This is a genomic window from Pseudidiomarina sp., assembly GCF_048268165.1.
Classification (GTDB): domain Bacteria; phylum Pseudomonadota; class Gammaproteobacteria; order Enterobacterales; family Alteromonadaceae; genus Pseudidiomarina.
This window is the reverse complement of sequence record NZ_JBLWWA010000001.1, coordinates 1-12848: the sequence shown is the minus strand read 5'-3', so window position 1 is coordinate 12848 and position 12848 is coordinate 1. Positions and strand designations below refer to the sequence as shown.

The 12848-nt window shown below is 47.0% G+C and carries 10 protein-coding genes and 1 rRNA gene; 7 read left to right on the top strand and 4 right to left on the bottom strand.

Annotation, left to right across the window (positions count from 1 at the left end; genetic code table 11):
* Window positions 1-262 precede the first annotated feature (262 nt).
* The 7 genes from ACN0UY_RS00055 to nspC all read left to right on the top strand — a co-directional run bounded on the left by ACN0UY_RS00055 (window position 263) and on the right by nspC (window position 9856).
* The gene (locus ACN0UY_RS00055) at window positions 263-1720 is read left to right on the top strand and encodes an NAD-dependent succinate-semialdehyde dehydrogenase (RefSeq protein WP_417664811.1); all 1458 of its coding nucleotides are present in this window, start codon (window positions 263-265) and stop codon (window positions 1718-1720) included.
* Window positions 1717-3090: an aldehyde dehydrogenase family protein gene (locus ACN0UY_RS00050; protein WP_417664810.1), complete on the top strand. Its 1374-nt coding sequence runs from the start codon at window positions 1717-1719 to the stop codon at window positions 3088-3090. The genes ACN0UY_RS00055 and ACN0UY_RS00050 overlap by 4 nt, the downstream gene beginning before the upstream one ends.
* A gap of 13 nt (window positions 3091-3103) precedes the next feature.
* On the top strand, window positions 3104-3955 hold the full coding sequence (trxA, locus tag ACN0UY_RS00045; protein WP_417664809.1) for a thioredoxin: 852 nt from the start codon (window positions 3104-3106) through the stop codon (window positions 3953-3955).
* 129 nt (window positions 3956-4084) lie between these two features.
* Complete coding sequence (locus tag ACN0UY_RS00040; protein ID WP_417664808.1) at window positions 4085-5503, top strand: sodium-dependent transporter; 1419 nt, start codon at window positions 4085-4087, stop codon at window positions 5501-5503.
* A 3-nt stretch (window positions 5504-5506) separates the two neighbouring features.
* Window positions 5507-7420, top strand: a complete 1914-nt coding sequence (locus ACN0UY_RS00035; protein ID WP_417664807.1) for a GNAT family N-acetyltransferase — start codon at window positions 5507-5509, stop codon at window positions 7418-7420.
* Window positions 7421-7514: 94 nt separating this feature from the next.
* Window positions 7515-8714, top strand: coding sequence for a saccharopine dehydrogenase family protein (locus ACN0UY_RS00030; protein ID WP_417659561.1), 1200 nt, complete (start codon window positions 7515-7517; stop codon window positions 8712-8714).
* Window positions 8715-8719: 5 nt separating this feature from the next.
* On the top strand, window positions 8720-9856 hold the full coding sequence (gene nspC, locus ACN0UY_RS00025) for a carboxynorspermidine decarboxylase (protein ID WP_417664806.1): 1137 nt from the start codon (window positions 8720-8722) through the stop codon (window positions 9854-9856).
* Window positions 9857-9937: 81 nt separating this feature from the next.
* Here the strand turns inward: nspC and ACN0UY_RS00020 are convergent, their stop codons facing one another.
* The 4 genes from ACN0UY_RS00020 to rrf all read right to left on the bottom strand — a co-directional run.
* The gene (locus ACN0UY_RS00020) at window positions 9938-10687 is read right to left on the bottom strand and encodes a type III pantothenate kinase (RefSeq protein ID WP_417664805.1); all 750 of its coding nucleotides are present in this window, start codon (window positions 10685-10687) and stop codon (window positions 9938-9940) included.
* On the bottom strand, window positions 10677-11666 hold the full coding sequence (gene birA, locus ACN0UY_RS00015; protein ID WP_417664804.1) for a bifunctional biotin--[acetyl-CoA-carboxylase] ligase/biotin operon repressor BirA: 990 nt from the start codon (window positions 11664-11666) through the stop codon (window positions 10677-10679). Before birA ends, ACN0UY_RS00020 begins: the two co-directional genes overlap by 11 nt.
* On the bottom strand, window positions 11663-12664 hold the full coding sequence (gene murB / locus ACN0UY_RS00010) for a UDP-N-acetylmuramate dehydrogenase (protein ID WP_417664803.1): 1002 nt from the start codon (window positions 12662-12664) through the stop codon (window positions 11663-11665). The genes birA and murB overlap by 4 nt, the downstream gene beginning before the upstream one ends.
* A gap of 95 nt (window positions 12665-12759) precedes the next feature.
* Window positions 12760-12848, bottom strand: a 5S ribosomal RNA gene (gene rrf, locus ACN0UY_RS00005); the annotation flags it as partial.

The window sequence follows — 12848 nt, the reverse complement described above, 5'->3', positions numbered from 1 at the left end:
TTTTTCTCACATGTTTCTGTACTACGTATATAAAGGGGGTTGATATACGCCACGCTACAGAACACGATGAACACTCTGGCAGGAAATAGGCGCTGTTACCCCAGCAAATTCAGGGGTAAGTCCGCTCCCATCAATAGCGGTAATGACCCTGAGGCCGCGAACTATACGCTAAATGTTAAAAGAACACAAGTTAAACTGGCATTGAACTTATGGCGTTTAAGCCCAATACTCTGTTATACATTCAAATAAATTAGGAATGCTTATGCCAACCCACACCATGCGATCACTGATTCAAACGAACGCGTTTATTGATGGACATTGGATACCTACAGACGAACGCTTTGCCGTGACCAACCCGGCTAACGGCGACACCTTGGCTGAAGTTGCGAATGGCGATGCTGCTTTAGCTGAACGCGCTGTTGAGGCTGCTCACAAAGCACTTCCGTTATGGCGTTCGAAAACCGCGAAGCAACGCGCTGATCTTCTTCAACGCTGGTATCAAAGCATGCTCGACAATAAGCAAGCTCTTGGCGAACTGATGAGTGCTGAGCAAGGTAAACCAATTGCCGAAGCTATTGGTGAAGTGGAATACGGTGCAAGCTTTGTCGATTGGTTCGCGGGCGAAGCTGAGCGTAATTATGGCGACATATTACCGGTAAGCTCAACAGATAAGCGCAGTTGGATTATCAAACAACCCGTTGGTGTTTGTGCGGCGATTACCCCGTGGAACTTTCCAAACGCTATGATTACCCGCAAAGTAGCCCCCGCGCTTGCCGCCGGCTGCACAATCGTGGTGAAGCCACCACAGCTAACACCTTTGTCGGCTTTAGCGCTGGCTCAGTTAGCAAGTGAAGTCGGTATTCCGGATGGGGTTATTAATTTTGTGCCCACTACCCACTCGCGCGAAGTTGGTGAAGTGTTCACACAACACCCGCGAATACGAAAATTTACTTTTACCGGCTCTACTGCTGTCGGTAAAAAGCTTATGGAGCAATGCGCTGGCACGATGAAAAAAGTGTCGTTGGAATTGGGCGGCAATGCCCCCTTTATAGTGTTTGACGACGCTGATATAGATGTTGCTGTTAAAGAGCTTATTGCATGTAAATTCCGCAATGCCGGCCAAACCTGCATCAGTGCGAATCGTGTGCTGGTGCAAGGAAGTATTCACGATGCCTTTATTGAAAAGTTAGAAAGCGCCCTAAATGGCATAAAAGTGGCCCCCGGCAACGCCGATGAGGTTGATTACGGGCCGTTGATAGATGCAGACGCCATTAGCAAGGTCACAGAATTAATTGACGACGCAACCGCGGCTGGTGCACAAATTAAAACTGGCGGTCGGGTATTAAGCGAATTGGGTGAGCTTTTTTATGCACCTACGTTAATCACAAAGGTCAAACACACAATGCGCATCGCCCAAGAAGAAATTTTTGGCCCGGTCATTGCAGTGCAAACCTTTACCGATGAAGCACAGGGTGTGCAGCTTGCCAATGATACACCGTTTGGTTTAGCTGGTTATTTTTGTGCACAAGACTATGCGCGTATTCAACGCGTCAGCGAACAACTGGAATGCGGTATGCTAGGTATCAATACCGGGGCTATCTCGCATGCTTACAATGCATTTGGCGGGGTCAAAGAATCAGGCATCGGTCGCGAAGGTTCGCGCTATGGTTTGGCTGAATATCAAGAAACTAAAAATATAACATTAGGCGGTCTTGCATGAGCTCCTCAATAACAACGCAGTTACAGCGGTTACGCGCCAGCTATGATAGCGGATTAACGCGACCACTTGCGTGGCGTTTACAACAACTGAAACAGTTAGAAAGTATGTTCGAAACACACGAACGCGAGCTGTTACAAGCGTTGAATGCAGATTTAGGCAAGTCCAATGCCGAGGGTTGGCTTACCGAGCTGGGCTATTTACGCAGCGACATTCGACACACCGCAAAGCATTTAAAGAAATGGATGCGCCCCACTCGTGTTTCGCAACCACTTTTAGCTTGGCCGGGCCGTAGCCATTTATACCCCGAACCACTGGGTGTAGTGCTCATTATCGGTGCATGGAATTATCCATTACAGTTATTGCTTAGCCCGCTGGTTGCAGCTCTCGCAGCAGGAAACTGCGCTATTGTGAAACCTTCCGAACTGGCTCCGCGCACAGCAGAGCTCATTGAGCGCTTGCTACCGGACTACTTAGCACCAGAAGCCGTGCACGTGGTAACTGGAGGCGCGGACGTAGCGACCGAATTGTTAGCGCATAAGTTTGACCACATCATGTACACCGGCGGCGGACGGGTTGGTCGTATTGTGATGAAGGCAGCCGCTGAGTTTCTAACGCCAGTCACACTAGAACTTGGTGGGAAAAGTCCTGCCGTGGTACTCGCTGATGCGGATATAAAAGTTACCGCCCGCCGCTTAGCGTGGGGAAAGTGGCTTAACGCTGGGCAAACCTGCATAGCTCCTGATTATGTATTGGTTGATGAAACCGTTCATGATGACTTAATCGCTGAATTAAAACGGGCAACGGAAGAGTTTTTTGGCAACGAGCCGGAACTGGCTGATGACTATGGTCGTATTGTAAACAAGGCACACTTTGAACGTTTACGTGCATACCTCAGTGATGGTCAAGTAGCTTTTGGTGGAGATTCCGATGCCCAAGAGCGGTACTTGCAGCCCACCGTATTAACCCATGTGTCGCCTTCAAGTAACGTGATGCAAGAGGAGATCTTCGGTCCTATTTTGCCCGTTGTTAAAATCAAGAACCTCGCTGAAGCCATCGAGTTTATTCGTGAACGTGACAAACCCTTAGCCCTTTATGGATTCAGCCGTTCACAGCGCCAACTTACGCACTTAACTGAGCACACCCATGCGGGCAACCAGTGCAATAACGACACACTGATGTTTATGTTAAACCCCAAATTGCCGTTTGGCGGCGTTGGCGCGAGCGGTATGGGTCGTTATCACGGTAAGTTTGGCTTTAATACCTTTAGCCACTTAAAATCAGTTATGACGCGACCGTTTAAGATCGATCCGAGTTTCCGGTATCCTCCTTACACGTCCTTTAAGCAAAAGTTAATACGCTGGTTTTCTTAGATAAGAGGTTTTTGTGACTCAAGCTGTGGTAATTGATATAAATTTAGAAAACGCTCAACGCGTTATTATTGAAGGCTCGCAAGATAAGTTAGTCATTATCGACTTTTGGGCGGACTGGTGTGAATCCTGCAAGCAACTGATGCCTACATTAGAAAAGTTAGCAGCCGCATTTTCCACTCAGGTGGTTCTGGCCAAAGTTAACTGTGATGAACAGCAGCAATTGGCGACCCAATTTAATATTCGCAGTCTACCGACAGTTATATTTTTTAAAGACGGACAACCGGTTGACGGTTTTGCTGGCGTTGAGCCAGAGTCCTCAATTCGCGCTCGTATCGAAAAATATTTACCCACGGTAGACGATGAACTCGTAACACAGGCGTTACAGGGCATCGAAACTGGCGAGTACGAACAAGCCTATACGCTGGCCAAACAGGCTGTCGATATTAATCCCGATAGCAGTCAAGCTCAGATAGTGCTTGCCGACGCGGCTTGCGAATTAGGCCGCTTGGAACAAGCTGAACAGTTACTCACTTCAATTCGTATGGCCGACCAAGATCAATATTATCAGCACGTGACGAGTAAGTTGAATGTCGCCAAGCAAGCAGCCGACTCACCTGAACTAAGACAGCTTGCGGAGCAACTTACCGGCGCACCCGACAATCACGAGTTAAGACTCGAGCTAGCGGCCAAACTCTACGCCGCCCATCGAGCAGAAGAAGCACTGGAACATATTTTTGCTGTGTTGCGACAAGATCTAAATTTTGGTCACGCCAAACAGCAGGCATTGGATATGTTAAACGCTTTACCAAAAGGTGACCCTTTAGCAGCAAGTTACCGACGCAAACTCTACAGCATGTTGTACTAACCTGCCGGTTCGGCTGTTCAGGCGCAAATTTCCGACTATTGGTCTGGTCTGCTTGCCGGAGCACCGCGCATGCGCTAGGATTGGCCAGTTTGCAATCCATTATAATAACGATGAACAAGGGTTCTCTCTATGAGCGCAGCGCGTGAGCATTTCAGCTCAAAAATCGGATTTATATTAGCCGCAGCAGGTTCAGCCGTAGGTATCGGCAACTTGGTCGGTTTTCCTGTAGCCGCCACCAAAAACGGTGGGGGTGCTTTTCTACTTATTTATGCATTGTTTGTCGCTTTCATTTGTTTGCCGGTCATGTTGGCAGAAATGGGGCTTGGGCGCCGTTCACAGCATAGTCCTTACCGTGCCTATTCAGAGCTCGGCCAAGGTTTAAAGCGCTGGCGAATTGCTGGCCTACTCGCCACCATTACGCCGTTTATGATTGCGGTGTTTTACATGGTCATTACGGTATGGATATTCGGTTATCTAGTGCAGTCATTAACAGGTAACCTCGATGCACTCGCCTCCGAAGGATATTTCGGGAAGTTCGTTAATGATTATGATTTTATTTGGTATTTAGTTGCCGTAACCATCATCATTAATTTCATCTTAGTAGGCGGCGTTCGCAAAGGTATTGAGCGTGCATCAAAAATTCTGATGCCTACGTTATTTCTGATGTTACTGCTATTAGTCGCCTTCGTGCTTACTCTCGATAACGCATGGGCCGGTGTTCAATTTTACTTGGTGCCTGATTTTAGCCAAATTGATGGTTCCGTGATTAATGGCGCACTTGCCCAAGCCTTCTTCTCGCTTTCATTGGGGATGGGTATCCTTATCACCTACGGTTCATATTTCCGCCGCAGTGACGATATTGTTACCTCCGGTAAGTTGGTTGCGTTAACAGATACAGCAGTAGCCTTTATTGCGGGCTTAATGACCTTACCGGCTATTTTTGCAATTTATCCAGAAACGAATCCAGAAACTCTAAGTGATTCATCGGTGAGCATGATTTTCTCATTCTTTCCGAACATCTTCTTAGCCCTGTCGGATTCAGTGGGTTATTTTGCCGCCAGCGTTGCAGCAACAGTGTTCTTCTTGTTGGCTTTCGTGGCCGCGATAACGTCGCTCGTTTCAATTATTGAGGTGCCTACATCGTCATTAATGGAGAAGCGCGATATTTCTCGTAAACGCGCTTTACTGATGATGGGGATTGCCACAACGATTCTGACACTGGTTGCCGCTACTTCATTTGGCTTGGTACCGTGGTTCACCGCATTTACCAGCTACGCCGGCGCCGATAAATCGGTGTTTGACGTTATTTACGATGTTTTTTATGACACAATTTTACCGTTGAACGGTTTATTGATCTGCTTATTCGTTCGTTTCCGTTGGAAACGCTCTCAACTCACCGCAGAGTTAAGCGAAGGTAACCAAGCATATGCTACGTCATGGCTAGAAAAATACGTAAGCTTCTCGATTGGTACATTTATCCCAGTTATCTTGGCTGTCATTTTCTTAAATACAGTGCTGACCAAGTTCTTTGGATACTCATTCCTGTAAATTATGAGTCTTCAACGTATCGCCAAACATTTAGAGACTGCTCGAGTTCGGGCAGTCTTTTTATTTGACGGTCCACCTGACTGGCTTACGTTCCATAAAAAGGCCATTTTTAGGCAGCATGATGCTGTTTTGCATTTATCCGATAGCGGCAACGCAGAAGTCGCAGTGCATCGATACCGTGATTATCTTGGCACCAATAATAGTGCCGTTTTATTAGAGTTTAATCAGGTCATTCATGCCGATGCGCTGGCTGCGCTGGCCGGAACTGTTAACGGTGGCGGCATACTTTATGTATTTTTACCTGCTACTGACACGCCCTTCAAAACACGGTTGATAAAAAGTGCTGATCGCTTCGAACGTATCGAAGTCATTCGCCCAGATGTCGATCTGAAGCGACTTACTGAAAAGCTGTGTACTGAACAGCTACCTGAGGTCGACCAGCCTCATTTGCCAAACGCTGATCAAAAACTAATTGTCGACTGCATGATCGATTTACCCGGAACCTGCCATATTTTAATGGCCGACCGCGGACGCGGAAAAAGTACAACGCTCGGGTTGGCATGTCAGGCATGGATACGTAATTACCGCGGCCGTGAACTGGTCGTAACAGGCCCTCGTCCCTCAGCGGTATCAACTTTACTAGAACATGCGGCACAATCAGTGCGGTTTGTTGCCTGGGATAAGCTGCTCTCCGACTATCCTGCGCAAAGCGTTCGTTTGATTATTGACGAGGCTGCTGCCATTCCTATGCATGTGTTACAGCAGCTCGCGCAACGATTTACAGTATGGGCCATCGCAACCACCGTCGATGGCTATGAAGGCTGCGGCAGAGGCTTTGCGGTGCGCTTTTTGGAATGGATCCAGCAACAGCGCGTCTGTAAAGCACATACACTTGAACGCCCTATTCGTTGGTCTACATTTGACACCTGTGAGCCGTGGCTTAACCAAGCTCTGCTCATGCAAGTACAGCACACACAGATGACGGCTGATGCACTCGCTTCGAAAGCACCGTTAGAGTTTCAGGACACTCACGCTAGTGAATTGAGTGAAGCTGACTTAACCGAAGTCATCATATTGCTACTGGAAGCGCATTATCAAAGTAGCCCGAATGACCTACGCCTATTGCTCGACGATGATGAACAGCGATTAGTGCTAGCCCGTCGTAATCGTCTGCTTATAGGTGTCATTTGGTACGGCCACGAAGGACCGCTTCCTGAAGCATTGCACACGCCTATTAAAGAAGGTAAACGCCGTTTAAATGGCAATATTTTGCCGCAAGCTATCGCCTTTTATCTGCAGCAACAAGAGGTTCTGAACTGGCAATGGTGGCGCGTTACGCGAATCGCTGTGCATGACGATGTGCGGCGTCAAGGTGTCGGGCTGCAATTACTGGTCCATCTTACCAAGCTAGCAGAGCGCGCTAACATTGATGCGCTTGGTTCAAGCTTCGGTGCCAGCCCCGACGTCATAGAGTTTTGGACGCAAACGTCTTTCCAGATAGTTCGTATAGGGCGCAAGCTAAACATGGCCAGTGGTTACCCCAATGCCATAGTAGCTAGCGGTCTATCCCGCCGTAGCCAAGAACTGATTCGTGTTTTGCATGACTATTGCAATGCGGAACTCGACTGGAAAGCGCATACTTCAGTGAATATTTCCGCCGCGACACACCAAGTTGCCAGACAGATACTCGGCGGGTTTGCGCATGGTAACCTCCCGTTTACCGAAGCCCAATTCGCATGGACAGTGTGCGACATGAAGCTGCCTATTAAAGTGACCGGACTCACGCTACCGGGCCAAATCCTTAATACCACCGATGACCTTGCTCGCCTCACGCAACGCTACGGTTACAGCAGCCAACAAACCATGCAAAATCAATTGCGCCAAATAGCCCGCGAATACCTCGAACTCACTCGGTAAAGACTGTTAAAATAGTCATCTAAATATGCTGATTTAGTAAAATTATGCTATCGTTTAGCCTTTGTATTCACCCGCAACAAAAGGGTTATATTTCATGTCTCGAGTATTAATTATTGGTGCTGGCGGAGTAGCTGGCGTAGTGGTAAAGAAGTGTGCAATGTTGCCAGAATACTTCTCTGAAATTCACCTTGCTAGCCGTACTGTATCCAAGTGCGAAAAGCTTCAAGAAGAAGTGGGCAAAGACCGTGTTGTCGGTGTGTATACCGTCGATGCTGACAATGCCAGCGAAGTGGCTGATTTAATTCGTAAAGTGCAGCCGAGCCTAGTGATCAATGTTGCTTTACCTTATCAAGATTTGCCAATCATGGATGCTTGTCTCGAGACTGGCGTACATTATTTAGATACCGCCAATTATGAGCCAAAAGACGAAGCTAAGTTCGAATACTCTTGGCAGTGGGCTTATCAGGATAAGTTCAAAGAAAAAGGTATTATGGCGCTATTGGGAGCTGGTTTTGACCCGGGCGTGACCAATGTGTTCACTGCATATGCAGCCAAGCACTACTTCGATGAAGTACATTATTTAGACATCGTCGACTGTAACGGTGGCGATCATGGTCAAGCTTTTGCGACCAACTTTAATCCAGAAATTAATATCCGCGAAATTACTCAACGTGGCAAGTACTGGGAAAATGGCGAGTGGCATGAAACTGATCCAATCAGTGTTCGTGAAGACTTGGACTACCCAGGAGTTGGTGTTCGTGCATCGTATTTATTATTCCATGAAGAATTAGAATCACTGGTTAAGCATTTCCCAACCATTAAACGTGCGCGCTTCTGGATGACATTTGGCGAGCAATATTTAACCCACCTACGCGTTTTAGAAAACGTAGGCATGACGTCAATTCAACCTGTCGAATTCCAGGGTCAAAAAATCGTACCGCTTGAATTCTTAAAGGCCGTGTTACCTAATCCTGGATCATTAGCGGAAGGTTATACTGGCATGACCTGCATTGGTACTTATGTAACAGGTATCAAAGACGGTAAAGAGAAAACCATCTTCATTTACAACAACTGTGACCATGCAGTTTGTAATGCAGAAGTCGGTGCTCAAGCTGTTTCGTACACAACCGGTGTTCCTGCAATGATTGCCGCCTCAATGATGCTGCAAGGCCATTGGATGAAACCAGGCGTATGGAACATGGAACAGTTCGATCCAGATGAGTTCATGAACCGTCTAAACCAATACGGCCTTCCATGGAAGGTGGTAGAAACTGATTCTCCATTTAAGCGCTAATAACTATGACCAATCCGTTCTTAAATTCGGACATTCCGTCGCCTTGTTACGTTTGTGACGAGGCGGCGTTAGAGAAAAACCTAAAATTGATGCAGCGTGTGCAGCAAGAAAGCGAAGCGCATATTATTCTTGCACTTAAAGGCTTTTCAATGTGGAGCACGTTCCCGCTCGTGCGTGAATACCTAAAAGGCTGCACGGCAAGCTCTGTCTGGGAAGCGCGACTCGCTGCGGAAGAGTTCGGTCGCGAAGTTCATGCGTACGCGCCTGCATACAAACAAGCCGACATTGATGCCTTGCTACCCTTGGTACACCACATTTCGTTTAACAGTATGTCGCAATGGCACGCTTATCGTGAACAAGTACTCACAGCTGGTGTTTCAGCTGGTTTGCGAATTAACCCAGAGCATCAAGAGGCTGAAACTGAACTGTACGATCCAAGTGCACCTGGTTCGCGTTTAGGGATTCGTCTGCGAGATTTAGAGGGTGCAGACCTCACCGGTATTGAGGGGTTACATGTACATAATTTATGTGAATGTGACTCGCTCGCACTTGAGCGCACGCTGGAAGCAGTGGAAGAAAAATTTGGCGATCTCTTGCACCAAATGAAATGGCTGAATTTAGGTGGCGGTCATCTTATGACCCGACAAGGTTACGATGTTGACCATCTCATCAGCCAACTGAAACGCTTGAAACAGACCTATAACCTTCAGGTTATTCTTGAACCTGGTTCAGCCGTTGCGTGGCAGACAGGCCCGCTTGTAGCTGAAGTTGTCGATATTATTGAGAACGATGGGCAAATAGCATTGCTCGATATTTCGGCTACTGCACATATGCCTGATGTTTTAGAGATGCCATATAGACCAACCATCACCAATGCACGAGAGCCGGGCGTACTACCGCATACTTACAAACTCGGTGGCAATTCTTGTTTGGCGGGAGATGTTATTGGGCTCTATAGTTTCGAATACCCTCTGCAGCGAGGTGATCGAATAATCTTTGAAGATATGATGCATTACACCATGGTGAAGACATCGTTTTTTAACGGCGTTGAACATCCAGGCATCGGCATATTGAGACGCGATGGTCGCTTCGAACTCATTCGTAAGTTCACTTACGAAGATTTCCGCGACCGCTTATCTTAAGCGAAACGAAGCAAACAAAAAAAGCACAGCCTTCGCTGTGCTTTTTTATATCTAGACTTATATCGCGACGAAGTTATGTCGTCATTTTTCCTGACGTGCATAACAGGCCAAACCTTGTAAGACTAATTCAGTACGAACTTCGCCTCTGCGCTTAATATCCGCTGGTAACAACGGAATTGAGCCGCCACTATATAGAATGCGGTAATCGAACCAATCCAGTTCGGTTTCAGAAACCGAAATAGCTTGCCTAACAAGTCCTACAAAAGTATTCACACAACCATTTAACAGGCAATCTGGGGTACTTTGTCCAAGTTGTTGCGCTTTTCCCCAATGCTCTTCAGCTTCTATCTCGGCAAAAACATTTGGAGCGCGATCGAGTACTGAGGTTTTCATTAGGTTAACCCCTGGCGCTATCCAGCCACCAAGATGTTGTCCATGTTCATCCACCCAATCAACAGTAATCGCAGTTCCAGCATCAATAATCACTGTAGCTTTAGGTTGTTCATCAAAAGCACCAAGCATTGCCAACCAGCGATCAACACCTAAATTACTGGGCTCTGAATAAGAATTTTTAACGCCAAAAGCCGCAGTTTCAGATCTCACCGAGTTCACCGTGAGAGACGGAACTTGGCTTAACCAAGCTTCAACGACTTCTTTGCGATTTTTGCTACTTACAGCAGCAAGCCACACACTTTCAACGTCCGATGAAATAGTGTGCCCAACCAGTTCATCGTATGCGACATTCAACCATGGCTCTAGATGCCCTTCTGCATCCATCAGTGCAGCTTTTACTCGGGTATTACCTGCATCTATCAGTAATTTATGCGCCATATCGTAAACTTACCTCTCCAGCGTGGAATCGTTCTAAATTTCCTTCACGTTTTACAAGCAACGCGCCGGTTTCGTCTATACCTTCGGCAATACCATGAAGTTCTTTGTCGCCCATTAAAATACGTACGGGTTGCTTCGCCAACCGATCGTATTTCTGCCAACTCGGGAGAAAACGATTGAGCCCAGATTCATTATACGCCAGCAATGCCTTACGGCATTTTATAACTAGCGCGGCCGCCACTTCGTCGCGATTAAACTTACCATTCAACAACGTAGAAAGATCAGTCCAAGGTTGGTCAATTTGATCAGCCAACCAAGGTGGCATCGTTAAGTTCAATCCGATGCCAATAATCGAATGAGCAACACCAAGCGCCTGCCCCTCAAGTTCGATTAATATACCAGCTACTTTTTTGCCGTTAACTAGGACATCGTTCGGCCATTTCACTTCCACATCAAACACACCCAGTTCAGATAGCAGTTCGGCTATGACCGTACCCAAGGCAATACTGAGCCCCATAGCGGCGCTCATGCCCTGATCAAGGCGCCAATACATACTCATATATAAGTTACTGCCAAATGGCGATACCCAGCGCTTACCGCGGCGACCTCGCCCTTGCGTTTGAGCCTCCGAGAAAATCGTAAAACCTGGGTCGATTCCTCGCCCAATGTGTTGCTTAATATAATCGTTTGTTGAGGCCAAGATGCGTTCAAGATGAATATTATCAACCCGCTCACCTCGAGCTGCAATATTTGCTTGGATTTGTTCCATGTTAATAAGCGCTAACGGTGCTGCGAGTCGATACCCCTTACCTGTGATACGAAACACATCCACGCCAAGACCTTGAATATCCTTAATATACTGGCTTACGGCGGTACGACTAACACCTAAAAGCGCTCCAAGAGCTTCACCTGAGTGAAAGTGACCATCACTTAATCGCTCTATTACGCGTACTACTCTGTCGCATCGTTGTGGTTTCATAGTGACATCATTCCTTGCCCACCTATCAGTCGAACTTCTGCTTCAAGATTAACACCGAACTCAAGGTTAACTTTATCCTGAATATACCGCGCAAGATTCAATACATCTTTCCCGGTAGCCGAACCGTTATTAACTAATACCAACGCCTGTTTATCATGCACCGCCGCACCGCCTATTGAATACCCCTTCAACCGCAGATAATCGATCATCCAGCCCGCGGCTAACTTAATCTTACCTGAGGGGCTTGTAAAATATGGCATCTCAGGATAGCGGGAAATTAATTCTTTAAGTTGAGAAGACTCAACTAATGGGTTTTTAAAGAAACTTCCAGCATTTGGAACCCGCGTCGGGTCAGGAAGTTTAGCCGTACGAATCGCGATAACTTTTTCAAGTATGTCTGCTGGTGTAACCGGCAAGCTTAAAGTTTTTAGCTCTCCATAACTGACTTCAGCTTGCCAATTCTTTGGAATCTTGAACCGCACACTTGTTATTAACCAACGCGAAGGATTTTGCTTAAAAATGCTATCGCGATAGGCAAAGTAGCAAGCATCGTTAGTTAACCTATAGCGGGATTGCGAATGACGATCCCATACTTCAACACTCTCAATAAATTCGCTCACTTCGCGACCATAAGCGCCAATATTTTGTACCGGAGCAGCACCAACGGTACCTGGGATCAAAGCAAGATTTTCGAAACCGAAAATTCCTTGCGCGTGAAGCTTGCACACAAGTTCATGCCAGTTCTCGCCCGCTGCAACGTGTACCTGCCAAAAATCCAAACTTTCATGGATTTCGATACCGAGTAATCGCACATGTAAAATTGGAAATTCAATATCTTCAAGAAACAGAGTATTTGAACCCGCACCTAATACATACGCGTTACTCGGTATGCCGCTAAGCTGAGATAGATCGTCAAGCACAATAATTCGCGCTGCTTCTGAGGGCAGGCGAAAGCTGTGCAAGCAAGATAGGTTTGTTGATTCGATTACGTCATTCATTGCGCAATTATACGGCGATGACTATGGAAAGGCGAGAGCGTTAATCGTCAGGCATAAAAAAACCCCGAGCGTTAGCTCGGGGTTCTCGATTTAAAGCCTGGCGGTGTCCTACTCTCACATGGGGAAGCCCCACACTACCATCGGCGCTGAAGCGTTTCACTACTGAGTTCGGAATGGATCAGGT